Genomic DNA, 24,318 nt, shown 5'->3' on the forward strand with positions numbered 1-24,318 from the left:
GGCGGACCCACGGAAAAAGGGGCTCCGAAGAGCCCCTTTGCACTGGGTGACGTCGCGCGAGCGGGTCACTTGTTCGCTTCGGGCGCGAAGATGTCCTTCTTGTGGTTCTCGGGCACGAACACCGCACCGATCAGCACCGTGGCCAGCGCGATCACGATGGGGTACCAGAGGCCATAGTACGGGTCGCCGGTCTGCGCGATCATGGCGAAGGCGGTCGCAGGCATCAGGCCACCGAACCAGCCGTTGCCGATGTGGTACGGCAGGGACATGCCGGTGTAGCGGATGCGGGTCGGGAACAGTTCGACCAGCGCGGCGGCGATCGGGCCGTACACCATGGTCACCAGCACCACCAGGTAGGTGAGGATGAGCACCAGCGGGAAGGCCTGGCCGTTGAACACGCCGAAGAAGTTGTCGACCTTCACGATGCCGGGCGCGGGCTTGCCGGCGGCCGGGTAGCCGGCGGCGGCCAGGGCCTCATTCACGCCCTTGGTGAACGCGGCGGGCACGGCCTTGACGTCGTCGCCGGTGAGCTTGGACGCCTCGTAGGCGGTGATCTCGGTGGCGCCGATCTGCACCTTGGCGGGCACCACGCCGGCCTGGTACTGCACCGAATAGCTCACCGAGCTGCGCGCGAGCAGGGCCTTGGTCACGTCGCAGGAGCTCGTGAACTTGGCGGTGCCGGTGGGGTTGAACTGGAACGAGCAGTCGGCCTTGTCGGCGATGATGGTGACCTTGGTGTTCTGCTGGGCCGCATGCAGCGCGGGGTTGGCCAGCTGCGTGATGCCTTTGAACACGGGGAAGTAGGTCACGGCGGCCAGCAGGCAGCCGGTCAGGATGATCTTCTTGCGGCCGATGGCGTCGGACAAGGTACCGAAGATCACGAAGCCCACCGTGCCCAGCAGCAGCGCCCAGGCGATCAGCATGTTGGCCGTGAACATGTCCACGCGCAGGATGGTCTGCAGGAAGAACAGCGCGTAGAACTGGCCCGTGTACCAGACCACGGCCTGGCCAGCCACCAGACCCAGCAGGGCCAGCAGCGCGAACTTGCCGTTCTTCCAGTTGCCGAAGGCTTCCGAGATCGGGGCCTTGGACTGCGCGCCCTCGGCCTTCATCTTCTTGAAGGCCGGCGACTCTTCCATCTGCAGGCGGATCCACAGCGAGATGGCCAGCAGGAAGATGGACAGCAGGAACGGGATGCGCCAGCCCCAGGCGGCGAAGTCGGCCTCGCCCACGATGGAGCGCACCACCAGGATCACCATGAGCGACAGCAGCAGGCCCAGGGTGGCCGTGGTCTGGATCCAGCTCGTGAAGAAGCCGCGGCGGCCGTGCGGCGCGTGCTCGGCCACGTAGACCACGGCGCCGCCGTACTCACCGCCGAGGGCCAGGCCCTGCAGCATGCGCAGCACGATCAGCAGCACGGGCGCGACCCAGCCGATGGTTTCGTAGCTGGGCAGCAGGCCGACCACGAAGGTCGAGATGCCCATGATCAGGATGGTGATCAGGAAGGTGTGCTTGCGGCCCACCAGGTCGCCGAGGCGGCCGAACACCAGCGCGCCGAAGGGGCGCACCAGGAAGCCGGCCGCGAAGGCCAGCAGCGCGAACACGTTGCGCGTCGCTTCGGGGAAAGACGAGAAGAACTGCGCGCCGATGATGGCGGCGAGCGAGCCGTAGAGGTAGAAGTCGTACCACTCGAAGATGGTGCCGGCCGACGAGGCCAGGATGACGCGCTTTTCCTCGCGGGTCATCGGTCGTTTGCGGGCATCCACCCCCGCGCCCGCCGTTGCGGTGTTTGTGTTCACGTTTGTCTCCTAATTGAAATGGGCCGGGCACCTCTCGGTGTCCCGGCCCGGTTTCTAGAGACCAGCGCTTACCGGGCGCTGACCCGGAACTGACGCGAAACTGACAGGCTCAGTTCGTGCCCGCGAGCAACTGCCAGGTGTCGACCACGGTGTCGGGGTTGAGCGAGATCGAGCTGATGCCCTCGTCGCGCAGCCACTGCGCGAAATCGGGGTGGTCGCTGGGGCCCTGGCCGCAGATGCCCACGTACTTGCCCTCGGCCTTGCAGGCACCGATGGCCATCTGCAGCAGCGCGCGCACCGCGGGGTCGCGCTCGTCGAAGTCGTGCGCGAGCAGCTCCAGGCCCGAATCGCGGTCCAGGCCCAGGGTGAGCTGGGTGAGGTCGTTCGAGCCGATCGAGAAGCCGTCGAAGAAGCGCAGGAAGTCCTTGGCCAGCACGGCGTTGCTCGGGATCTCGCACATCATGATGAGCTTCAGGCCGTTCTCGCCGCGCTTGAGGCCCTTGGCCGCCAGCAATTCGGTCACGCGCTGCGCCTGGGCGAGCGTGCGCACGAAGGGCACCATCACCTGCACGTTGGTCAGGCCCATCTCTTCGCGCACGCGCTTGAGGGCTTCGCACTCCATCGCGAAGGCTTCGGCGAAGTCGTGGCTGATGTAGCGCGCCGCGCCGCGGAAGCCCAGCATGGGGTTCTCTTCGTCGGGCTCGTAGCGCGAGCCGCCCACGAGCTTGCGGTACTCGTTGCTCTTGAAGTCCGACAGGCGCACGATGACCGGCTTGGGCCAGAAGGCCGCGGCGATGGTGGCCACGCCTTCGGCGACCTTGTCGACGTAGAAGGCCCGCGGCGAGGCATGGCCGCGCGCCACCGACTCCACCGCCTTCTTCAGATCGGCGTCGATCTGCGGGTAGTCGAGGATGGCCTTGGGGTGCACGCCGATGTTGTTGTTGATGATGAACTCGAGCCGCGCCAGGCCCACGCCGCCGTTCGGGATCTGCGCGAAGTCGAAGGCGAGCTGGGGGTTGCCCACGTTCATCATGATCTTCACGTCCATGTCGGGCATCTCGCCGCGCTGCACTTCGGTGATCTCGGTCTCGAGCAGGCCGTCGTAGATGTTGCCGGTGTCGCCCTCGGCGCAGCTCACGGTCACGAGCGTGCCGTCTTTCAGCAGGTCGGTGGCGTCGCCGCAGCCCACCACGGCCGGAATGCCGAGCTCGCGCGCGATGATGGCCGCGTGGCAAGTGCGCCCGCCGCGGTTGGTGACGATGGCGCTCGCGCGCTTCATCACGGGCTCCCAGTTCGGGTCGGTCATGTCGGTGACCAGCACGTCGCCGGGCTGCACCTTGTCCATCTCGCTGATGCTGTGCACCAGGCGCACCGGGCCCGTGCCCACCTTCTGGCCGATCGCGCGGCCGCTGGCCAGCACCGCGCCCTTGCCCTTGAGCTTGTAGCGCACCTCGGTCTTGCCGGCGGCCTGGCTCTTCACCGTCTCGGGGCGGGCCTGCAGGATGTAGAGCTGGCCGTCGGTGCCGTCCTTGCCCCACTCGATGTCCATGGGTCGGCCGTAGTGCTGCTCGATCACCAGCGCGTAGCGCGCGAGCTGCTCGACGTCGGCCTCGGTGAGGCTGTAGCGGTTGCGCTGCTCGACCGGCACGTCCACGGTCTTGACCAGCTTGCCACTCGCGGCCTTCTCCTCAGGCGAGCTGAACACCATCTGGATCAGCTTGGAGCCCAGGTTGCGCCGGATCACCGCGCGCTTGCCGGCCTGGAGCATGGGCTTGTGCACATAGAACTCGTCGGGGTTCACGGCGCCCTGCACCACGGTCTCGCCCAGGCCGTAGCTGCTGGTGATGAACACCACGTCGGAGAAGCCGCTTTCGGTGTCGATGGTGAACATCACGCCGGCCGCGCCGAGGTCGGAGCGCACCATGCGCTGCACGCCGGCCGACAGCGCCACCTCGGCGTGCGCGAAGCCCTTGTGCACGCGGTAGCTGATGGCGCGGTCGTTGTAGAGGCTGGCGAACACCTCCTTCATCTTGTGCAGCACATCGTCGATGCCGACCACGTTGAGGAAGGTCTCCTGCTGGCCCGCGAACGAAGCGTCGGGCAGGTCTTCGGCGGTGGCCGAGGAACGCACCGCGAACGAGGCCTTGTCATTGCCCGCGCTCAGCGTGGCGAAGGCGGCGCGAATGGCCTGCTCGAGGTCGGCCGGGAACGGCTGGGCCTCGACCCAGCCGCGGATCTCGGCACCCGCGGCGGCCAGGGCGCGCACGTCTTCGGTGTCGAGCGTGGACAGGCGCGCGTTGATGCGCTCGGCCAGACCGTCGTGCTTGAGGAACTCGCGGAAGGCGTGCGCCGTGGTGGCGAAGCCCGTGGGCACCTTCACGCCGCTGGGTAGCTGCGAAATCATCTCGCCGAGGCTGGCGTTCTTGCCGCCGACCGACTCGACGTCGGACATCCGCAATTTTTCGAAAGGCACGACCAGGGCGGTCGGCTCGAACAGGTTGGACATGGAAAAGCTCCTGAGGTTGAAAAACCGGGGTTCCATGCACCAGCGTGTGACCTGTGGTTGTGTTGTGGGTCGGCCACCGGGCAAGGCAGAAAAAGCGCCGTGGCGGCCACCGGATAATGCCCGCCACGCAATGGATGCAGATTGTAAGGACGGCGACCATGCCCCTCAGAACGGTTTTCTTCGTGTCGGACGGCACCGGCATCACCGCCGAGACCTTCGGCAATGCCATCCTGGCCCAGTTCGAGGCCGACATGCGCCGCGTGCGCCTGCCCTTCCTGGACAGCGTGGACAAGGCCCACCAGGCGGTGCGCCAGATCAACCACGCCGCCGAGGTCGAGGGCAAGCGCCCGCTGGTGTTCACCACCGTGGTCAACAGCGAGGTGCTGGGTGTGTTCCAGCAGCACTGCCGCGGCAAGCTGCTCGACATGTTCTCCACCTTCGTGCAGCCGCTCGAAGAAGAGCTGGGCATCAAGAGCAACCACCGCGTGGGCCGCTTCTCGGACGCCTCCAAGAGCAAGGCCTACCACGACCGCATCGAGGCCATCAACTTCTCGCTCGCACACGACGACGGCCAGAGCAACAAGGACCTGGAATCGTCCGACGTGATCCTGGTGGGCGTGAGCCGCAGCGGCAAGACGCCGACCTCGCTCTACCTGGCCATGCAGTACGGCCTCAAGGCGTCGAACTACCCGCTCATTCCCGAAGACTTCGAGCGCCGCAAACTGCCGCCCGCGCTCATGCCCCACCGCAAAAAGCTGTTCGGCCTCACCATCGCGCCCGAGCGCCTGAGCGAGATCCGCAATGAGCGCCGGCCCAACTCGCGTTACGCGGCCCTGGAGAACTGCCGCATGGAGGTGGCCGAGGCCGAGGCCATGATGCGCCGTGAGGGCATCCGCTGGCTCTCCACCACCACCAAGTCGATCGAAGAGATCGCCACCACCATCTTGCAGGAAGTGCGGCCCGAGCGGCTCGAGTACTGATCGCGCGCGGCGCCCTTCAGCGCGTCTTCAGATTCGGGTCAGATCCGCGTCAGCGCCGGGTCAGGGGGCTGTCAGTGCGGCGCCAGACACTGCGCGCCTCTGGCACTTCCCAAGGAGACAAGCGTGGACCCCGAACTGGCGCAACGCATCGCCGCACACCCGGCCTACCAACAACTCAAGCGCTCGCGATCGGCCTTCGGCTGGTGGCTCACGCTCGCGATGATGCTCGTGTACTACGGCTTCATCGTGCTGGTCGCTTTCGACAAGCCCTTTCTCGCGCAGCGCCTGGGCGAAGGCGTGATGACGCTGGGCATTCCGCTCGGTTTCGGCGTCATCGTGTTCACCGTGGTGATCACCGCGGTCTACGTGCGCCGCGCCAACCGCGAGTTCGACGAACTCGCGCAGCAGCTGAATAAGGCGGTGCAGGCATGAAGGCGCGCCACCTCCCCCTTGCCGCCCTGCTCGGCGCGGCCTCGGCCGCGGCCTGGGCCGCGGGCGCCGACCTCGGCCAGGCCGAGAAGCAGGCCACCAACTGGACCGCGATCGTGATGTTCGCGGCCTTCGTGATCGCCACGCTCTTCATCACCAAGTGGGCCGCCGGGCGCACGCGCAACGCGGCCGACTTCTACACGGCGGGCGGCGGGATCACGGGCTTCCAGAACGGCCTGGCGATCGCGGGCGACTACATGAGCGCCGCGTCCTTCCTGGGCATCAGCGCGGCCGTGATGGCCAGCGGCTTCGACGGCCTCATCTACTCGATCGGCTTCCTCGTGGGCTGGCCCGTCATCACCTTCCTGATGGCCGAGCGGCTGCGCAACCTGGGCCGCTTCACCTTCGCCGACGTGGCTGCGTTCCGCTTCGACCAGGCGCCGATCCGCATCTTCGCGGCCAGCGGCACGCTGGTGGTGGTGGCCTTCTACCTGATCGCGCAGATGGTGGGCGCAGGCCAGCTGATCAAGCTGCTGTTCGGGCTCGAGTACTGGATCGCGGTGGTGATCGTGGGTGCGCTCATGATGGTCTACGTGCTGTTCGGCGGCATGACCGCCACCACCTGGGTGCAGATCATCAAGGCCTGTCTGCTGCTGGGCGGCGCCTCGTTCATGGCCTTCATGGTGCTGTGGCACTTCGGCTTCAATCCCGAAGCCATGTTCGCCGAGGCCGTGCGCATCAAGGCCAGCCTGGCCACGGGCAAGACCGCCGAGGAAGCCGCGGCCATCGGCCAGTCCATCATGGGCCCGGGCAACTTCGTGAAAGACCCGATCAGCGCGATCAGCTTCGGCATGGCGCTGATGTTCGGCACCGCGGGCCTGCCGCACATCCTCATGCGCTTCTTCACCGTGCCGAGCGCCCGCGAAGCGCGCAAGAGCGTGATGTGGGCCACCGGCTGGATCGGCTACTTCTACCTGCTGACCTTCATCATCGGCTTCGGCGCCATCACCTTCGTGCTCACCAACCCGCAGTTCCTCGACGCCAAGGGCGCGCTGCTGGGCGGCGGCAACATGGCCGCGGTGCACCTGGCCAATGCGGTGGGCGGCAACGTCTTCCTGGGCTTCATCTCCGCCGTGGCCTTCGCGACCATCCTCGCGGTGGTGGCCGGCCTCACGCTCTCGGGCGCCTCGGCCGTGTCGCACGACCTCTACGCCACCGTGATCAAGCAGGGCAAGGCCAGCGGCCATGCCGAGCTGCGCGTGAGCAAGATCACCACGATCGTGCTCGGCGTGGTGGCCGTGGTGCTGGGCATCGCGTTCGAGAAGCAGAACATCGCCTTCATGGTGTCGCTGGCCTTCGCCATCGCAGCGTCGGCGAACTTCCCGGTGCTCTTCATGAGCGTGCTCTGGAAGGGCTGCACCACGCGCGGCGCGGTGATCGGCGGCTTCCTGGGCCTGGTGTCTTCCGTGGCGCTCACCATCGTGTCGCCCTCGGTTTGGGAAGCCACGCTGGGCAACCCCAAGGGCTCGGCGCTGTTCCCCTACACCTCGCCCGCGCTGTTCTCCATGACCATCGGTTTCGTGGGCATCTGGTTGTTCTCGGTGCTCGACCGCAGCCAGCGCGCACGCACCGACCGCGCGGGCTTCCTGGCGCAGCAGGTGCGTTCGGAAACCGGCATCGGCGCGGCCGCCGCGTCGGCGCACTGAGCCGCGTCGCGGACATGAAAAAGCCACCGCGTGCGGTGGCTTTTTCTTTGGGGCCGTGGGCGGTCAGGCCGTGGCGGCTTCGGCCACCGGCTGGCGGATCAGGTGGTCGAAGGCGCTGAGCGCGGCGGTGGAGCCCGCGCCCGCGGCGATCACGATCTGCTTGTACGGCACCGTGGTGCAGTCGCCCGCGGCGAACACGCCCGGCACGTTGGTGTGGCCCTTGGCGTCGATCACGATCTCGCCGAAGCGGCTCAGCTCCACCGTGCCCTTGAGCCATTCGGTGTTGGGCACCAGGCCGATCTGCACGAACACGCCTTCGAGTTCGATGTGGCGCGCCTCGCCGCTCACGCGGTCCTTGTAGCTCAGGCCGTTCACGGTGCCGTTGGCGCCCGTGATCTCGGTGGTCTGCGCGTTCACGTGGATGGTCACGTTGGTCAGGCTCTCGAGCTTGCGCACCAGCACGGCGTCGGCCTTGAGCGCGTCGGCGAACTCGATCAGCGTGACGTGCTCGACGATGCCCGCGAGGTCGATCGCGGCCTCGACACCCGAGTTGCCGCCGCCGATCACGGCCACGCGCTTGCCCTTGAACAGCGGGCCGTCGCAGTGCGGGCAGTAGGCCACGCCCTTGTTGCGGTACTCGGCTTCACCGGGCACGTTCACGTTGCGCCAGCGAGCGCCGGTCGACAGGATCACGCTGCGCGCCTTGAGCGCGGCGCCATTGGCCATGTGCACTTCCACCAGGCCGCCAGGCTCGCTCGCAGGCACGAGCTTGTCGGCGCGCTGCAGGTTCATGATGTCCACGCCGTAGTGGCGCACCTGCGCTTCGAGCGCGGCCGCGAACTTGGGGCCGTCGGTTTCGAGCACGCTGATGTAGTTCTCGATCGCCAGCGTGTCGTTGACCTGACCACCGAAACGCTCGGCCGCCACGCCCACGCGGATGCCCTTGCGCGCCGCGTACACCGCGGCCGCGGCGCCGGCCGGGCCACCGCCCACGATCAGCACGTCGAACGGGTCCTTGGCGTCGAGCTTGGCGGCTTCGCGCGCGTCGGCGTTCACGTCGAGCTTGGCCACGATCTCTTCGAGCGTCATGCGGCCACCGCCGAACTCTTCGCCATTGAGATAGACCATGGGCACGGCCATCACCTGGCGCGCCTCGACCTCGGCCTGGAACAGGCCGCCGTCGATCACCGTCACCTGCACCGCGGGGTTGCGCACGGCCATCAGCGACAGCGCCTGCACCACGTCCGGGCAGTTGTGGCAGGTCAGGCTCATGTAGACCTCGAAGCGGAACTCTCCCTGCAGCGTGGCGATGGCATCCAGGGTTTCCTGCTCGGCCTTGGGCGGGTGGCCGCCGGTCCAGAGCAGCGCGAGCACCAGCGAGGTGAACTCGTGGCCCAGCGGAATGGCGGCGAAGCGCACGCCCGTGGTCTCGCCTTCGCGGGCGATCACGAACGAGGGCTTGCGCGCATCGCTGCCGCTGTCGTCGAACGAGACGAGGTCGGACAGACCGGCGATGGTCGTGAGCAGTTCGCGCAGCTCTTGCGACGAGGCCGAGTCGTCGAGCGAGGCGATGAGGCGGATCGGGCGCTGCAGCTTGCCGAGATAGGCCTGCAGCTGGGCCTTGAGGGTGTCGTCGAGCATGAGGGACTCCTTTCCTGGTTCAGCGTTTTGCGAGGAACGCTGGGCGCGCGGGGCACCCAACGTTCAACGCAAAACCCTCAACGGGTTTTCAGCGGATCGCGGCGATCAGATCTTGCCGACGAGGTCCAGCGAGGGCGTCAGGGTCTTGGCGCCTTCGTTCCACTTGGCGGGGCACACCTGGCCGGGGTTCTTGGCCACGAACTGGGCGGCCTTGAGCTTGCGCAGGGTTTCCTTCACGTCGCGCGCGATGGCGTTGTCGTGGATCTCGGCGGTCTTGATCACGCCTTCGGGGTTGATGATGAAGGTGCCGCGCAGCGCCAGGCCTTCTTCTTCGATGTGCACGCCAAAGGCGCGGGTCAGCTGGTGCGTCGGGTCACCGACCAGGGGGAACTTGGCCTTGCCCACGGCGGGGGAGGTCTCGTGCCACACCTTGTGCGAGAAGTGGGTGTCGGTGGTGACGATGTACACCTCGGCGCCCAGCTTCTGGAACTCGGCGTAGTTGTCGGCCGCGTCTTCGACTTCGGTCGGGCAGTTGAAGGTGAAGGCCGCCGGCATGAAGATCAGCACCGACCACTCGCCACGCAGGCTGGCGTCGGTCACGGGCACGAACTTGCCGTTGTGGAAGGCCGTGGTCGAGAAGGGTTGCACGGTGGTGTTGATCAGGGACATGTGAACTCCTGGTTGCGTTGAAGGGAAAGGCAAAGCATGCGCCTGAACGGCGTCTGGAACAGGCGTCAATGATAGCCGGCATCTATGGCAAGACGACTTTAATAGTCTCTATGCCCCTCATAGCCAATCTTGCGGCCATACAACACCGGCACAAAAAGCTTCTTACATTTGTAATGCGAACCGTTTTCATTTGCAATAATGTAGGCTTCAGCCAGCCAACGACCCAGCGAAGCCCTGCGTGAGCACCCGGTTTCCGTGATGAGGGCGCCAGCCAGCCAGCTCACCACCGCAGAAACCGAGGACTTCTCACCATGGCAAGCAAGCGCCGCCACACCCCCCGCCCTTCCGCCCGACTCCTGGCCCTGCTGGCCGCCACCGCGCCCGTGGCCGGCATGGCGCAAACCCAAAGCACCGCCACGCTGCCCACCGTGACGGTGAACGCGGCGCCCGAGGTGCCGTACAAGGCCGACAAATCGGCCAACGACAAGTTCACGGCCCCGCTGGTGGACACGCCCAAGACGGTGCAGATCATCAAGAAGGAAGTGATCGAAGAACAAGGCGCCATCACGCTCACCGAGGCGCTGCGCAACACGCCGGGCATCACGCTGCAGATGGGCGAGAACGGCAACAGCTCGGCAGGTGACACCTTCCAGCTGCGTGGCTTCTCGCTGCAGCAGTCGATCTTCGTGGACGGCATCCGCGACCTTGGCGCGGTCACGCGCGACACGTTCAACCTCGAGCAGGTCGAGGTGGTCAAGGGCGCCGCGGGCGCCGAGACCGGCCGCGGCGCGAGCTCGGGCTTCGTCAACCTGATCTCCAAGCAGGCCCACCTGGGCGACGAGAACAGCGTCTCAGGCACGGTGGGCACGGGCAGCGTCAAACGCATCACGGCCGACCTGAACAAGCAGCTGAGCGACAGCTCGGCCTTCCGCCTCAACGCCATGGCGCAGGACAGCGGCGTGGACGGCCGCGACTTCGTGGAGAACAAGGGTCAGGGCCTGGGCCTGTCGTACGCGGCCGGCCTGGGCACGCCCACGCGCGTGTTCCTGTTCAGCCAGCACCTGCGTCAGAACAACGTGCCCGACGGCGGCATTCCCGCCATCGGCTACGAGGGCTACACCTCGGTCATCGGGCCCAAGGTGCGGCGCGAGAACTTCTACGGCAGCGTGAACGACCGCGAGAAGGTCGACGCCGACATGCTCACCGCCAAGATCGAGCACGACCTGGGCTCGGGCACCACGATCCGCAACGTCACGCGCTACGGCAAGTCGCACATGGACCGCACGCTCACCGGCGTGAACACCGGCGCCACGGGCATCACCGCCACCGGCCCGCAGTCGGCCTGGACGGTGAACCGCTCGCGCCAGCGCGTCGACCAGGAGAACAGCATCCTGGCCAACCAGACCAGCATCAACACCGCCTTCGACACCGGCAGCGTCAAGCACTCGCTGGCCGCGGGGGTGGAGCTGCTGCACGAGAAGCAGGTGAGCTTCGACCACGGCACCGCGGGCACCACGCCGGCGGCCAACCTCTACAACCCGGACCCTTACCAATCGATATTCGTGTTCGGCCCGCGCACCGGCGGTGAAACCGGCGGCACGACCAACACCATCAGCGCCTACGTGTTCGACGACGCCAGGCTCAACGAGCGCTGGTCCATCAACGGCGGCGTGCGCGTGGACGTCTACAAGCTCAACACCGACAACGTGACCGCCGCGGGCGTGCGCACCGCGCTCGAAGATTCGCGCAGCCTCGTGAGCTGGAGCGTCGGCAGCGTGTACAAGCCCGCCAGCAACGGCAGCGTGTACGCCTCCTACGCCACCTCGGCCACGCCGCCCGGCGCCAACAACTTCCAGCTCAGCGCCACCGCGGGCAACCAGGCCAACGCGGCCCTTGACCCGCAGCGCACGAACAACATCGAGCTCGGCACCAAGTGGGAGCTGATGGACAAGCGACTGAATGTGGCGGCCGCGATCTTCCGCACCGAAAACGACCGCCAGACCAGCTACGACGCGGCCACCAACACCACCTCGCAGTTCGGCAAGACCCGCGTGCAGGGCCTGGAGCTGTCGGCCGTGGGCCAGATCACGCGCCTGTGGCAGATCACCGCGGGCCTGGCCAAGACCAGCACCAAGTCGCTCGACCAGTTCAGCCTCAACACCACCACGGGCGTGGTCACGAGCACCACCGGCGTGCGCTGGTCGCCCGACCTCACGGCCACGCTCTGGAGCTCGTACCAGTGGAACCAGCTCACCCTGGGCGTGGGCGCGCGCTATGTGTCGGAAGCCAAGCGCTTCGTGAACGCGAGCGGTGCGCCGGGCAACGTGCCCAACATCCCTTCGTACTGGGTCGCCGACGCCATGCTGAAGTACCAGGTCAATCCCAAGACCAGCCTGCAGCTCAACGTCTACAACCTGTTCGACGAGGAGTACCTGATGACCCTGAACAACGGCGGTGGCCGCCTGGCCCTGGGCGCGCCGCGCTCGGCCACGCTGACCGCCAACTTCCGGTTCTGAAGGTTCAGTAGACGTCGCGGCGGTAGCGGCCTTCGGCCGCCATCGCCTGCAGGGCGTCTGCGCCGAGGATGTCCTGCAGCGTGCGGTCGACCGCGCCGGCCATGCCCTCGAGGCTGCCGCAGACGTAGATCGCCGCGCCCTGCCCCACCCACGCCCGCACCGCGTCCGCGTGGGTGGCGAGCGCGTGCTGCACGTAGCGGCGCTCGGCCTGGTCGCGGGAAAACACCCAGTCCACGCGCGCGAGCCAGCCCTGCTGCACAAAGCCCTCGATCTCGGCGCGGTGGTGCGCGTCGTGGCGCGCATGGCGCTCGCCGAACAGCAGCCACAGGGGCGCTACGCCCTCGGGCCGCGGCGAAGGCGTCGCGCCGAGCGCGCCCGCGGCCGCGAGGCGGCCGCGGATGTGCCCGCGCAGGCCCGCGAGGCCCGTGCCGTTGCCGATCAGGATCAGCGGCCGCTGCGCGTTGTCGCCCATGCGAAAGCCCGCGTGCGCGCGCACGCGCATCGACACCGCGTCGCCGAGGGCCGCGCCCTGCGTGAGCCAGCCCGAGGCCAGGCCAGCGCTGCCGTCGGCGCGGCGCGCCAGGCGCACCAGCAGGTGCACGGCGCCGTCCTGGGGCACCGAGGCGATCGAATAATCGCGCGGCGCGCCTTCGGCGCCCGGCACCGCGACCTGCGCGAGGTCGCCGGCCTGCCAGTCGGGCAGCGCCTGCCCGGTCTGCGGCACGAGCTCGATGTGGAACACCGGCTCGCCCGCGCTGCCCGGGTTGAGGTGCTGGCGCGCGCGCAAGCGCCAGGGCTGCAGCGCGGGCGCTTCCCAATCGGGCAGGTCGCTGGTGCCGGCCAGGTGGGCCAGTTGCTGTCGCCAGCGCCGCAAGGCCTCGGGGTCGCTCTTGTCGACCTCGATGCGCTCGAACAGCGGCTGTGCGCCGCGTGCGCGCAGCCATTCGTCGAGCACGCGGCCAAAGCCGCAGAAATGGGCATAGGCCCTGTCGCCCAGCGCGAGCAGGCCCACGTGCAGGTGCGACAGATCGGGCCGCGCCGAGGCCATCACCTGCTGCGCGAAGCGCGCCGCGCTGTCGGGCGGATCACCTTCACCATACGTGCTGGCCACGCACAGCAGGCGCTCGGCCTCCTGCAGGTCGCTCGCGCTGAGCTCGCCCAGCGCAGCCAGTCGCACCGGCACGCCCGCGGTGTGCAGCGCCTGCGCGGTCTGCAGCGCGAGCTCCTCGGCCTGGCCGGTCTGACTCGCGTAGGTGACCCACCAGGCGGGCATGCCGGGTGTGGCCGGCAACAGCGCGGCCACGCGGCGCTGCGCGGCCTGCTGGCGGCGGCGGTGCTGCCAGGCCACGGTGCCGCACAGCAGGCCATAGGCCGCGACGGTGGAAAGGGCGTAGGTGAGTTTGTCGGGCGTGAAGATCATCCGGCGAGGCGCGCCATCGCGCCCGTGAGGGTTTCGGTCAGGCCGCCATCGGCCTCGCGCTGCACGAACAGCGCCGCGATGCCGTGGGCTTCGGCCAGGGCGAGGCCGGCGTCGCGGCCGGCCACGGTGAGCGCGGTGGACCAGGCGTCGGCCCAGAGCGCCTCGGTGTGCAGCACGCTCACCGACGCCAGGCCATGGGCCACGGGCCGGCCGCTGCGTGGGTCGATGCTGTGCGGCAGGTGCCGGCCCTGGTGACGGTAAGCACGGCGGTAGTCGCCCGAGGTGGCGACCGACAGGCCGTGCAGGGCCACGCGTGTGGGCGGCGGCGGTGAATGGCCCGGCGCCACGGGCGGGCATTCGAGCTCGACCCACCAGGGCATGCCGTCGGGCCTCAGGCCCTGGCCGCGCAGTTCGCCGCCCACCTCGACCAGCGCATGCGCGATGCCCAGGCCCGCGAGCGCGCGCGCCACGCGGTCCACGGCATGGCCCTTGGCGATGGCCGACAGATCGAGCAGCAGCCCGCCGGGCTGCGTGGCCTCGCGCGTGGCCGCATCGAAGGCCAGGCGGCGCCAGTCCTGCGTGCGCAGCGCGGCGCACAGCTCGGTCTCGTCGGGCGGGGTGAAGCCGGGGTCGGTGTGGCGCGGCGCGGGGCCGAAACCCCAGCGGTTCACGAGCGCGCCGGCCGCGGGGTTGAAAGCGCCGGCGGATGCCTCGGCGAGCCACAGCGCGGCCTGCAGCACGTCCGCAAAGGCCTCGGGCAGCGTGTGGCGCGAACCGGGCGCGGCGCGGTTGAAACGCGAAAGGTCGGAGCTGGGCAGCCAGGTGCTCATTTGCGCCACCACGAGGTCGAGCTCGGCCTCGATCGCGGCGCGCACCGCGGCCTGGCGCGTGGCGTCGCGATCGGCCCACAGCACCCACCAGGTGGTGCCCATGGTCTCGCCACGCAGGCCATGCACGCGCGCGCCCAGCGCCGGCACCGCGGCGGCGTCGATGTGGTCGGGAACCAGCACGCGGGTCATGGTCGGGGCGCCCGGGCGAGCGCGGCGGCCTTACTTCGGCAGGACTTCGAGCGTCAGGCTGTAGTTGGAGCGGCGCACAGGCTCGGCCAGCGTGCCCGCGGGGCCGGACGGCGCGGCCGGCGCCGCGCCGGGGCCGCCGGCCATGGGCGCGCCCTGCGCCGGCGCGCGCGCCGGCGCCACGTTCAGCCAATACATGCCCGCCGCGGGCCACTTCACGCGGATCTCGCCGTTGGCGTCGGTGGTGAGGCGCATCTCGCCGAGTTCGCTGCGGTAGCGCAGGCCCGCGAGGATCACGGTGGCTGCGTAGTTCGCGGCGGGCTGCCCGTTGTCGAGGAAGCGGAAGGTGGCCGTCTCGCCCTCGACCAGGTCGTTGGGGTGCGTCACGGGCACGAGCTCGATGCCCCTGCCCGTGGGCTTGAGCGCCGCGGTGGTGGGCGCGCCGCGCGTCACGAAGGTTTCCACGCGGTTGCTGTTCTGGCTCACGCGCAGTTCGGTGGCGTCGGCAGGGATTTCCTTGGCCAGCGACTCGGCGCTGCCGCGCGCGCGCTTGGTCTCGTTGCCCACCTTGTAGCTCGCGATCAGGCCGTCGCTCACCAGCGCGAGCCGGTAGGTGCCCTGCTGCTCGAGCTTCACGTCGAACATGCTGCGGTAGCGGCCTTTGGCCGCGTTCTCGGCCTGCACGGGCTGGCCGTCGGGGCCGGTCACCACGAGGTTGTCGAGGGCGGCGGCGTTGTGCTCGTAGTAGAAGATGTCGTTGGAGATCGCGGCGTCCACGCTGACCCAGGGCTGCTGGCCCGAGTAGATGGTGCCCGAAGGCAGCAGCCAGGCGCGGTGCGCGTGGGCAGCGGACATGCTGAGCGCGGCCATGGCGGCGGTGGCGGCGAGCGCGAGGACGCGGTGGCGCAGGGTGGCGTTCTTCATTCGGTGTCTCCGGTCGGGTGTTCGGGGGATCAGGGTTTGACGGTGACGCTCACGGCGCCGAGTTCGTGCTGGCCGCTGGCCTGCGTGGTGGTGCTGCCCTTGGGCGGCCACACGAAAGGCACCTTCACGAGTTCGCGGCCGCCGACCTCGCGCGCGGCTTCGAGCACCACCTGGTACTCGCCGGGGGCGAGCCGACCGAGCGCGCTGCCCGCGCCGAACTGCACGGTGTGCTCACCGGGCGCGCGCGTGGCGCCGCTGAGGCCGTCCACGGGCATGTTCAGTTCGCGCCCGCTCTTGCGCCACCAGGCCCGCATGTCCTTGAGCCACTTGGTGCCTTCGTTGTTGCGCAGCTTGATGTCGTACCAGACCGCGAGGTTGCCCACGAAGGACTGGTCGGGCTTCTCGATCCAGATCGCCACGTAGGGCCGGTGGTACTCGGCCACGCCCAGTCGCGGGATCTCGACCTTGAGCGAGAGATCGGCGGCCACGGCGGGCCACGCGAAGGAGGCCGCGGTGAGCGCGGCGGCGTAACGGATCGGCATGGATCGACAGCTCCTGGTGTGGTTCAGTGGATGAAAAGGATCGCAAGCAACAGCGGGATCACCAGGCCCGCGCCCACCATGGGCCAGGTGCTGGGCCGGTTGGCCGCGTGGAACTTGAGGATGAGCAGGCCGGTGATGGAGAACACCAGACAGGCCACCGAGAAGACGTCGAGAAAACCCTTCCAGACCGGGCCGGTGTGACGGCCCTTGTGCAGGTCGTTGAGGTAAGAGATCCAGCCGCGGTCGGTGCGCTCGTACGCCACCGCCCCGCTCTCGCGATCGATGCGCAGCCAGGCGTCGCCGCCGGGGCGCGGCAGCGAGAGGTAGATCTCCTCGGGCGACCATTCGGCGTCGCTGGCCGGCAGCCCCACACCGAGCGCTTCGCCGAGCCAGGCCTGCAGCGCGGGCGGCAGCGGCGCGCTGTCGGGCTCGTCGTCCTTGAGCGCAATGGCGGCGCGCAGCGCCTCGGGCAGTTCGGCCGTGCGCTGCTGCACCACCGGCGTGGCCGGGATGTCGGCCGCGTGGTTGAGCGTGATGCCGGTGAACGCGAACAGGAGCATGCCGATGAGGCAGAGCGCGGAGCTGATCCAGTGCCACTGGTGCAGGGTCTTGAGCCAGTAGGCGCGCTGGGGGGCGGCCTGGGTGGCCGGGGCGGTTTTCACGGGGTGTTCGGAAAGGTGGCTTAAGCCTGCAAATTATAACTATTCTCATTTAGAGAATGCGAGGGAACGCCCCCTTTTTCGGGGGGCAGCGCCTCAGGACAGGGCGGGCGCGTCGACCCAGTCGCCGCCCAGGGCCTTGTAGAGATCGAGCGCGGCGCTCAGGCGCGCAAGCTTTTGCGTGGACAAGGCGTCGAGCGCCGAAAACAGCGTGCGCTGCGCGTCGAGCACCGAGAGCAGATCGCCACTGCCCTCGCGGTAACGCAGCTCGGCGAGTTCGAGCGAGCGCCGCGCCTGCGCCACGAGTTCGCGCTGCAGCGCCTCCTGCTGCTGGCTGCGCGCGAGATTGCCCAGGCCGTCGTCGACCTCCTTGAGCGCGGTGCGGATGGCCTTGCCGTAGTTCTCGATCAGCACCACGCGCTGCGACTGCGTGCTGCGGATCTGCAGCCGCTGGCGGCCGCCGTCGAAGATCGATTGCGCGAGCGACAGGCCCAGCGAGACGCTGCGCGTGGGGTCGGCCAGGCTCAGCAACGCCGAGGTGCCCAGACCGCCCGAGGCCGACAGCGATACCGTGGGCAGCAGCGCGGCGCGCGCGGCGGCCACGTTGGCATCGGCCGCGGCCAGCTGCGCCTCGGCCGATGCGAGGTCGGGCCGGCGCGTGAGCAGCGTGGCCGGCAGGCCCGGCGACAGCGTGGGCACCGCGAGCTGCGCGAACTCGCCCGCCGCAGGCACGTAGCCCTGCGGCACGCGGCCCAGCAGCAGCGCGAGCGCCGACGCGGCCTGGCGCTGCTGCAGTTCGAGCGGGATCAGCGCGGTGCGCGCGCTGAGCACGGCGGCGCGCTGCTGCGACACCTCGAGCGCGGTGGCCACGCCATTGCGCTGGCGCGCTTCGACGACACGCAGCACACGCTCGGCGGTCTCGAGGTTCTGGCGCGCGATGCCCAGGCGCTCGTTGAGGTTGAGCCACAGGAAGTAGTTGTTGGCCACGCCCGTGAGCAGGGTCAGGCGCGCGGTGCGCCAGTCGTGCTGGCTGGCCACGAACGAGGCCTCGCCCGCACGCACGCCGGCCGCGATGCGGCCCCACAGATCGAGCTCGTAGCTGATCGACAGGCCCGCGCTCGTGCTCTCGCGCGAAACGGACGGCGTGCCCGGCGCATCGGTCTGGCCGCCCGAGGTGCTCAGGCTGGCACCCACCGCGGGCAGGCGCGACACACCAGCCTGTTGCAACGCGATGTCGGCCTGGCGCATGCGCTCGATCGCGATGCGCAGGTCGGCGCTGCCGGCCTGGGCTTCGTCGAGCAGGCCCACGAGCGCCGGCGAGCCGAAGCCCAGCCACCAGTCGCGGGAGATCGGCTGCTCGGGGCCGCTCACGGCGGTGGCGTCCCAGCGCGCGGGCAGCTCCACCGGGGCGGGGCTCACGGGTTCGGTCACGGCGCAGGCCTGCAGCGCCAGCGCGCAAGCCAGCGCCGACGCCTTCAGAAGGGGGTTCAGAACAGAGGGGTTCATTCGGATGCGAGGGCAACGACCGGGTCGAGCCGCGCGGCCTTGCGCGCCGGCAGGAAACCGAAGATGAGACCGGTGGCGAACGCGCAGCCGAAGGCCAGCACCACAGGCATGAGCGCGTACTGCACCGCGGTGCCCGACCAGCCGACCACGAAGGCCACGCCCAGGCCCACGACCACGCCGATCGCGCCGCCGAGCGCCGAGACCACGAGCGCCTCGATCAGGAACTGCTGCAGGATGTTGCGCGTGCGCGCGCCCGTGGCCATGCGGATGCCGATCTCGCGCGTGCGCTCGGTGACGCTCACCAGCATGATGTTCATCACGCCGATGCCGCCCACCAGCAGCGAGATCGCGGCGATCGAGCCGAGCAGCACCGTCATGGTGTTCTGCGTTTCGGTGGCGGTGTCGATGATCGAGGCCATGTTGCGGATCTGGAAGTCGATCACGCCATGGCGTTCGGCCAGCAGCGACTCCACCGCCGACTGCGTTTCGTCGATGCGCTTGACGTCCTGCACCGCCACCGTGACGTTGCGCAGGAAGCGCTGGCCCGACAGCCGCAGCTGGCTCGTGGCATAGGGCACGAGCACCACGTCGTCCTGGTCCTGGCCGTTGGGCGAAGCGCCGCGCGCGCTCATCACGCCCACCACCTGGAAGATCAGGTTGTTCACGAGGATGTACTGGCCCAGCGGCTCCTGGCCGTCGGGGAACAGGGCCCTGGCCACGGTCTGGCCCAGCACGGCCACGGTGGCGTATTCCTGCTCGTCTTCCTCGGTGAAGAAGGTGCCGCGCGAGACCTTCCATTGCCGCGCGAGCGGAAACTTCGACGAGGTGCCGAGTACGCTGCTCGAGTAGTCGGACTCGCCGAAGCGCAGCGTGACGGTGCTGCTCTGCTCGGGCACCGCGGCCAGCACGTTGGGCACTTCCTTGTCGATCGCCTGCACGTCGGCCAGCACCAGCGTGGCGATGTTCTGGAAGCCACGCTGGTTGGGCGCGCCCGGGCGCACCAGCAGCAGGTTCGAGCCCATGGCGCTGATGCGGTCGATCACCACCTGCTTGGCGCCGTCGCCGATGGCGAGCATGGCGATCACCGAGGCCACGCCGATCACGATGCCCAGCAGCGTGAGGATGGCGCGAAACACATTGGCGCGCAGCGCGCGCAACGCGGTCTTGGCCGCTTCGACCACGTCGCCCAGCGGCGAGATGCGGCCACGGCGCGGCGTCCAGTCGCGCGCGGCCTGCGCGGCTTCGCCCTCGGGCGGACGCGGCCCGGGATCGGACACGATGTGACCGTCCTTGATCTCGATCACGCGCTGGGCGTGTGCGGCCACCTCGGGCGCGTGGGTGATGAGGATCACCGTGTGGCCTTCGGCCGAGAGCTGCTTGAGCAGCGCCATCACGTCGGCCCCGCTCTTGCTGTCGAGCGCGCCCGTGGGCTCGTCGGCCAGGATCACGCGGCCGCCGTTCATGAGCGCGCGCGCGATCGACACGCGCTGCTGCTGGCCGCCCGAGAGCTGGTTGGGCCGGTGGTGCATGCGCTCGCCCAGGCCCAGCGAGGCCAGCAGTTCGGCCGCGCGCGCGTGGCGCTCGGCCGGGGGCACGCCCGCGTACACCGCGGGCACCTCCACGTTGTCGGCCGCGGTGCCGGTAGCGATCAGGTTGTAGCTCTGGAACACGAAGCCGAAGGCGTCGCGGCGCAGCTCGGCGAGCTCGTCGCGGTCGAGCTCCGACACGTCGCGGCCCATGAAGCGGTACTGGCCGGTGGTGGGCTTGTCCAGGCAGCCCAGGATGTTCATGAGCGTGGACTTGCCCGAGCCCGACGCACCCACGATGGCCACGAGTTCGCCCGGGTAGATCTGCAGGTCAATGCCGTGCAGCACCTCGACCGAGAGCTCGCCATTGAAGTAGGTCTTGGTGATGCCGCGCAGATCGATCAGCGGCAGCACCGGCTCGGCGGCGCCGGTGGGCAGCACCGCGGCCTCGGGCCCGGTGGGCAGCTGGCTCATCGGCGCGCTCCGCCGGCCGCACCGCCGGGCGCGCCGCCCGGGCCACCGGGACCGCCGAAGCCGGGCTGGCCCAGGCCCGTGCCCTGCGGGGGATTGCGTCGCGGCGGCTCGGCGTCGCGCGTGCCGGCGATCACGCGTTCGCCTTCCTTCAGGCCCGACAGCACCTCGGCGTGCACGCGGTTGCTGATGCCGATGGTGAGCTCGCGCTCTTCGATGCTGCCGTCTTCGAGCATCACCCTGGCCTTGGCCTGGCGCGGTCCGCGCAGGCTGCGCGGCGCGGGGCCGGCCGGGGGCGCGGCCCGCGCCGCAGCGCCCGGACCAGCACCCGGACCAGAGCCCGGCTGCGCATCTGCGGCCTCACGCGCCTGGCGGCGTTGGTCGCGCAGCTTCTGGCGTTCTTCTTCGGACAGGTTCTGGAAGGCCTCGCGGCGCTGGGCACGCACACGCTCGCGCTCCTCGGGCGTCATCTTCTCGAAGGCCTCGCGATCGAAGCGCGGTGCCGCCGCGGCCGGGGGTGCTGCGGGCGGGGCAGCCGGGGCATTCAAGGGTGCAGCGGCCGCGGGCGCAGCCGCCGGCGCAGCGGGCGAGGCGCCCGGCTGCGCCGCGCGCTCGCGCCCGCCCTGCGGGCCGCGCTGGATCGTCAGCGCCGACATCGGCACCATGAGCACGTCCTTGGCCTCGGCCACCACGAAGAACACCTGCGCGGTCATCTGCGTCATGAGGTTGCGGTTGGTGTTGGGCACCTCGAACAACGCGTTGTAGAGCACCACGTTGTTGGTCACCGTGGGGGTGGGCTCGATCTTCTTGAGCTCGCCGTACCAGCGCCGGCCCTGGCTGCCCAGCGTGGTGAAGTACACCGGCATGCCCGTGCGCAGCTTGCTCACGTCGGCCTCCGACACCTGGGTCTGCACCGTCATGACCGACAGGTCGGCCACGCGCAGCAGCGTGGGCGCCTGCTGGTTGGTGTTGAGGGTCTGGCCCTGACGCGCCGTGATGCTCACCACCGTGCCCGACATGGGCGCGTAGATCTTGGTGTACTTGAGGTTGGCCTCTTCCACGCGCATGCTGGCCTTCACCTGCTCCATCTGCGCCTTGAGCGCGTTGATCTGCGCGCGCGCCGTACGCAGCGTGGTCTCGGCGTTCTGCAGGGTCTCGGTCGTGGTGGCCTCTTCGGCCATGAGGTTCTTCTGGCGCTGCAGGTCGCGTTCGGCCTTGGCCAGCGCGAGCTCGCGCTCGGCGAGCTGCGCGCCCTGCGAACGCAACTGGGCGCGGCTCGCGTCCACGCGCGCCTGCGAGGTCTCGGCGTCGATCTCGGCCAGCAGGTCGCCCTCCTTCACCTCGCTGCCCACCTCCACGTGCAGCTTGCGCAACTGGCCCGACACCTGCGCGCCGACGTCCACGTAGTCGCGCGGCTGCAGCGAGCCCGTGGCCGCGACCTGGTCTTCGATGTCGCCGCGCTGGATCGTGGCGGTGATGTAGGTGCTTTCGGTCTTGGCGCCCGGCCCCCAGCGGAACCACGCATAGGCGCCGCCGCCGATCAGGGCCAGCGCACTCAGCGCGATCAGGGCACTGCCCCATGGGTGTCGGCGGACAAAGGCGGCTTTCGGGGCGCGGACCGGCGGGCTGTCGTTCATGGATCGAGGATGGGTGGGCTGCCGGCGCATGCCGGGTGATGGGAGCGGATGTTGCCGCTCAAACGTGGAAACAATGTGCAGGGGCTGCGAAGGCCTTGTGCACAGTGTTTGAAAGATTCCGGTTTAGGCTCGCCCCCATGCAGACCGGCTCCCCCGCCTCCCCTACGCCCGCACGCCCGCGCGCCGGGCTCGCGCGCTTCGACACGCTGCGCGTGAAGCTGTTCCTGGCGATCGCGGGCGCCAACGTGGTGTTCGTGATGGCGGCCTACCTGATCCACGCCTGGAGCTTCGACAAGGGCCTGGTGGAGTACCTGAACAAGGCCGACGAGACGCGGCTGCAGCCCCTGGTGACGCGGCTGGCCGACGGCTACCGGCAACAAGGCAGCTGGGACTGGATCGTGGGCGACCGCCAGCGCTGGTTCGAGCTGTCGCGCGAAACCCTGGGCAACGGGCGCATGCCGCGGCGGCCCGGCGAACCCGCGCCCATGGCGGCCGGCCCCGGCGAGGCCGCACCCGCGGGGCCGCCACCGCTGCCACGGGGCGAGGGCCGGCCGCCCGAAGGCGGTCCGCCGCCCACGCTCACCATCGACCCGCGCCTGATGCTGTTCGATGCGCGCCGCCAGTTGCTCATGGGGCCCGAGGGCCGCGCCGAGCAGGCGGTGTTCAAGCCCATCGTGGTCGACAACCAGACCGTGGGCTACCTGGGCTACGTGCCGCGGCTGCAGATGGTGGCCTCGCTCGAGCGCGTGTTCCAGGCGCAACAGAGCCGCACCTACGCGGCCATCGCGCTGGGCCTGCTGGTGGCGGTGCTGATCAACGCGGCGCTGATCGCGCGCTGGCTCTCGGGCCGGCTGCGCCAGCTCGGCGCGGGCACGGCGGCGGTGGCGCAGGGCGACTACGGCGTGCGCCTGCCCGCACGCGGCCACGACGAGCTCGCGCAGCTCGCTCAGGACTTCAACCACATGGCCGGCTCGCTGCAGGCCGCGCAGCAGGCCCGCCAGCAGTGGATCGCCGACATCGCGCACGAGCTGCGCACGCCGCTGGCCACGCTGCGCGCCGAGATCGAGGCGCTGCAGGACGGCGTGCGCCGCCCCGACAGCGCCAACCTCGATTCGCTCGCGCAGGAGGTGAGCCGGCTCACGCGGCTGGTGGAAGACCTGCGCCTGCTGTCGCTGTCCGACCTGGGCGCGCTCGACTACCGCTTCAGGCCGCTGGACCTGGGCGACTTCGTGGCCAGCCACCTCGACGACCTGCACCTGCCGCCGGCGCAGGCGCTGCGGGTGCACACCGAACTTGCGCCCGGCGTGGCGGTGCGTGCCGATGGCGATCGGCTCGATCAGGTGCTGTCCAATCTGATGCAGAACACGCTGCGCTACAGCACGCCGCCGGCCACGCTGCGCGTGAGTGTGCAGCGCGACGGCGCGCAGGCACGGCTGACCTGGGAAGACTCGGCCCCGGGCGTGCCGGCCGCGTCGCTGCCCCGCCTCACCGACCGCCTCTACCGCGTCGACCCTTCGCGATCGAGCGAGAGCGGCGGCTCGGGGCTGGGCCTGGCGATCGCGAGCGCGATCATCGAAGGCCACGGCGGCCGCATGCAGGCCTCGGCGAGCGCCCTCGGCGGGCTGCGCTGGGACATCTGGCTGCCCCTGCACACGGAGGCCCTGCCATGAGCGAACGCGTCCTGATCGTCGAAGACGAAACCAAGATCGCGGGTGTGCTGAGCGACTACCTCGCGCAATCGGGCTACACGGTGCACCACCTCACGCGCGGCGACGAGGTGGAGGCCTGGCTCGCCGCGCACCCGGTGGACCTGGTGCTGCTCGACCTCATGCTGCCCGGCAAGAGCGGGCTCGACATCTGCCGCGCGCTGCGCTCGGGCGCGCCCGGCCTGCCCTCGCCCGCGATCATCATGGTGACGGCGCGCGTGGAGGAGATCGACCGCCTGCTGGGCCTGGAGCTCGGCGCCGACGACTACATCTGCAAGCCCTTCAGCCCGCGCGAGGTGGTGGCGCGCGTGAAGGCGGTGCTGCGCCGTGGCGGCCATGCGGCGGGCGCTGCGCCTGCGCAGGCACCGGGGCGCGGCCTGCACTTCGACGATGCGGCCTGGCGCGCGAGCCTGGACGGGCAGGCGCTGGACCTCACGGTGGTGGAGTACCAGCTGCTCAAGGTGCTGGGCTCGCGGCCAGGCCGCATCTTCTCGCGCGAGCAGCTCATGGACGCGATGTACCGCGACGAGCGCGTGGTGTCCGACCGCACGGTGGACAGCCACATCAAGAAGCTGCGGCGCAAGCTCGAAGAGCGCGCGCCGGGGCAGGAACTGATCCACTCCGTGTACGGGCTGGGCTACAAGTACGAGCCGCCCGCGTGAAGC

General features: G+C 69.5%; 18 protein-coding genes. 6 read left to right on the plus strand and 12 right to left on the minus strand.

Annotated features, from left to right (window positions below):
• Window positions 1-65: 65 nt before the first annotated feature.
• On the minus strand, window positions 66-1,745 hold the full coding sequence (locus tag G9Q37_RS09420; RefSeq protein ID WP_166231134.1) for an MFS transporter: 1,680 nt from the start codon (window positions 1,743-1,745) through the stop codon (window positions 66-68).
• A gap of 163 nt (window positions 1,746-1,908) precedes the next feature.
• The gene (ppsA, locus tag G9Q37_RS09425; protein ID WP_166226949.1) at window positions 1,909-4,305 is read right to left on the minus strand and encodes a phosphoenolpyruvate synthase; all 2,397 of its coding nucleotides are present in this window, start codon (window positions 4,303-4,305) and stop codon (window positions 1,909-1,911) included.
• A gap of 158 nt (window positions 4,306-4,463) precedes the next feature.
• Between ppsA and ppsR the strand changes: the two genes are divergently transcribed.
• The 3 genes from ppsR (at window position 4,464) to G9Q37_RS09440 (ending at window position 7,420) form a co-directional block, all read left to right on the plus strand.
• Complete coding sequence (ppsR, locus tag G9Q37_RS09430) at window positions 4,464-5,285, plus strand: posphoenolpyruvate synthetase regulatory kinase/phosphorylase PpsR (RefSeq protein ID WP_166226950.1); 822 nt, start codon at window positions 4,464-4,466, stop codon at window positions 5,283-5,285.
• Window positions 5,286-5,408: 123 nt separating this feature from the next.
• Window positions 5,409-5,717: a DUF485 domain-containing protein gene (locus G9Q37_RS09435; RefSeq protein ID WP_166226951.1), complete on the plus strand. Its 309-nt coding sequence runs from the start codon at window positions 5,409-5,411 to the stop codon at window positions 5,715-5,717.
• Entirely contained in the window at window positions 5,714-7,420 is a 1,707-nt protein-coding gene (locus G9Q37_RS09440) for a cation acetate symporter (RefSeq protein ID WP_166226952.1), read from the plus strand. The genes G9Q37_RS09435 and G9Q37_RS09440 overlap by 4 nt, the downstream gene beginning before the upstream one ends.
• Window positions 7,421-7,483: 63 nt before the next feature.
• Here the strand turns inward: G9Q37_RS09440 and ahpF are convergent, their stop codons facing one another.
• The gene (gene ahpF, locus G9Q37_RS09445) at window positions 7,484-9,061 is read right to left on the minus strand and encodes an alkyl hydroperoxide reductase subunit F (RefSeq protein WP_166226953.1); all 1,578 of its coding nucleotides are present in this window, start codon (window positions 9,059-9,061) and stop codon (window positions 7,484-7,486) included.
• 105 nt (window positions 9,062-9,166) lie between these two features.
• Window positions 9,167-9,730 carry an alkyl hydroperoxide reductase subunit C gene (gene ahpC, locus G9Q37_RS09450; protein WP_166226954.1) on the minus strand — a complete coding sequence of 188 codons (564 nt, stop codon included), beginning with the start codon at window positions 9,728-9,730 and terminating at the stop codon, window positions 9,167-9,169.
• A gap of 311 nt (window positions 9,731-10,041) precedes the next feature.
• Here ahpC and G9Q37_RS09455 point away from each other — a divergent pair, with 311 nt between their 5' ends.
• Window positions 10,042-12,246: a catecholate siderophore receptor Fiu gene (locus G9Q37_RS09455; protein ID WP_166226955.1), complete on the plus strand. Its 2,205-nt coding sequence runs from the start codon at window positions 10,042-10,044 to the stop codon at window positions 12,244-12,246.
• Window positions 12,247-12,250: 4 nt separating this feature from the next.
• Here the strand turns inward: G9Q37_RS09455 and G9Q37_RS09460 are convergent, their stop codons facing one another.
• The 8 genes from G9Q37_RS09460 to G9Q37_RS09495 all read right to left on the minus strand — a co-directional run bounded on the left by G9Q37_RS09460 (window position 12,251) and on the right by G9Q37_RS09495 (window position 21,947).
• Entirely contained in the window at window positions 12,251-13,666 is a 1,416-nt protein-coding gene (locus G9Q37_RS09460) for a sulfite reductase subunit alpha (RefSeq protein WP_166226956.1), read from the minus strand.
• On the minus strand, window positions 13,663-14,685 hold the full coding sequence (locus G9Q37_RS09465; protein ID WP_166226957.1) for an FAD:protein FMN transferase: 1,023 nt from the start codon (window positions 14,683-14,685) through the stop codon (window positions 13,663-13,665). The genes G9Q37_RS09460 and G9Q37_RS09465 overlap by 4 nt, the downstream gene beginning before the upstream one ends.
• 30 nt (window positions 14,686-14,715) lie before the next feature.
• Window positions 14,716-15,606 (minus strand): DUF4198 domain-containing protein, encoded by an 891-nt coding sequence (locus G9Q37_RS09470; RefSeq protein ID WP_166226958.1) that lies wholly within the window; start codon window positions 15,604-15,606, stop codon window positions 14,716-14,718.
• 29 nt (window positions 15,607-15,635) lie between these two features.
• The gene (locus tag G9Q37_RS09475; RefSeq protein ID WP_166226959.1) at window positions 15,636-16,148 is read right to left on the minus strand and encodes a DUF2271 domain-containing protein; all 513 of its coding nucleotides are present in this window, start codon (window positions 16,146-16,148) and stop codon (window positions 15,636-15,638) included.
• Window positions 16,149-16,171: 23 nt separating this feature from the next.
• A complete protein-coding gene (locus tag G9Q37_RS09480) occupies window positions 16,172-16,810 on the minus strand; it encodes a PepSY-associated TM helix domain-containing protein (protein WP_166226960.1) in 639 nt (212 codons plus the stop codon).
• 93 nt (window positions 16,811-16,903) lie between these two features.
• The gene (locus tag G9Q37_RS09485) at window positions 16,904-18,313 is read right to left on the minus strand and encodes an efflux transporter outer membrane subunit (RefSeq protein ID WP_240936585.1); all 1,410 of its coding nucleotides are present in this window, start codon (window positions 18,311-18,313) and stop codon (window positions 16,904-16,906) included.
• Entirely contained in the window at window positions 18,310-20,313 is a 2,004-nt protein-coding gene (locus G9Q37_RS09490; protein WP_166226961.1) for a MacB family efflux pump subunit, read from the minus strand. Before G9Q37_RS09490 ends, G9Q37_RS09485 begins: the two co-directional genes overlap by 4 nt.
• Window positions 20,310-21,947, minus strand: coding sequence for an efflux RND transporter periplasmic adaptor subunit (locus G9Q37_RS09495; protein WP_166226962.1), 1,638 nt, complete (start codon window positions 21,945-21,947; stop codon window positions 20,310-20,312). Before G9Q37_RS09495 ends, G9Q37_RS09490 begins: the two co-directional genes overlap by 4 nt.
• A 137-nt stretch (window positions 21,948-22,084) precedes the next feature.
• Here G9Q37_RS09495 and G9Q37_RS09500 point away from each other — a divergent pair, with 137 nt between their 5' ends.
• Together G9Q37_RS09500 and G9Q37_RS09505 are read left to right on the plus strand one after the other, a co-directional pair.
• On the plus strand, window positions 22,085-23,617 hold the full coding sequence (locus G9Q37_RS09500) for an ATP-binding protein (protein ID WP_166226963.1): 1,533 nt from the start codon (window positions 22,085-22,087) through the stop codon (window positions 23,615-23,617).
• Complete coding sequence (locus tag G9Q37_RS09505; RefSeq protein ID WP_166226964.1) at window positions 23,614-24,315, plus strand: response regulator; 702 nt, start codon at window positions 23,614-23,616, stop codon at window positions 24,313-24,315. The genes G9Q37_RS09500 and G9Q37_RS09505 overlap by 4 nt, the downstream gene beginning before the upstream one ends.
• The last annotated feature ends 3 nt before the right edge of the window (window positions 24,316-24,318 follow it).

Source organism: Hydrogenophaga crocea (assembly GCF_011388215.1).
Taxonomy (GTDB): Bacteria; Pseudomonadota; Gammaproteobacteria; order Burkholderiales; family Burkholderiaceae_C; genus Hydrogenophaga; species Hydrogenophaga crocea.